This window comes from Micrococcus sp. Mcc28 (assembly GCF_024519775.1).
Taxonomy (GTDB): Bacteria; Actinomycetota; Actinomycetes; order Actinomycetales; family Micrococcaceae; genus Micrococcus; species Micrococcus luteus.
In genome coordinates this window covers 1-508 of sequence record NZ_JALJRH010000043.1, presented here as the reverse complement: position 1 = coordinate 508, position 508 = coordinate 1, and the positions used below count along the sequence as shown (strand labels likewise).

Here is a 508-nt window from a genome sequence, read left to right as displayed (position 1 = left end):
TTTTTTATTTCCTCTTCTTTCTTCCTCCCTTTTCTTTCCCCCTCTCCCTTTTTTCCCTTCTTTTTTCCCTTCCTCTTTCCTCTTTCCTTTTCTTCTCCTTCTTCCCTCTTCTCCTTTTTTTCCTCCCTTCCTTTCCCCCCTCTTCCTCTCTCTCCTCCCTTCCCTCCCTCTTTCTCTTCCCCTTTCTCCCTTCTTTTCCTCCTTCTCCTTCTTTCTTCTCTTTTTTTTCTCTTCTCTTCTCTCCTTCTTCCCTTTCCCTCCCTTTTCCTCTTATCTTTCCCCCTCTCTCCCCTTCTCCTTCTCTTTCTCCCCCTCCTCTTCTTTCTCTCCCTCCTCCTCTTCCTCTTCTCTCCTCTCCCTCCTCTCCTCTTCCTCTTCCTCCCCCCCTCTTCTTTTCTTTCCTTTTCTCCCTCCTTCCTCTCTCCTTCTTTCTCTTTCTCCCCTTCTTCTTTTTGGTGGCCGTCCACCGTGCACACCGCCACGGCGAGGCCGTCCACATGCTGGCCAG

At 50.0% G+C, this 508-nt stretch carries 1 protein-coding gene; it reads right to left on the bottom strand.

The features are described from left to right. Window positions 1–4 precede the first annotated feature (4 nt). Window positions 5–508, bottom strand: a 504-nt coding sequence (locus NR073_RS11395; protein WP_256748838.1) for a hypothetical protein, incomplete at its 5' end; no start/stop codon positions are given.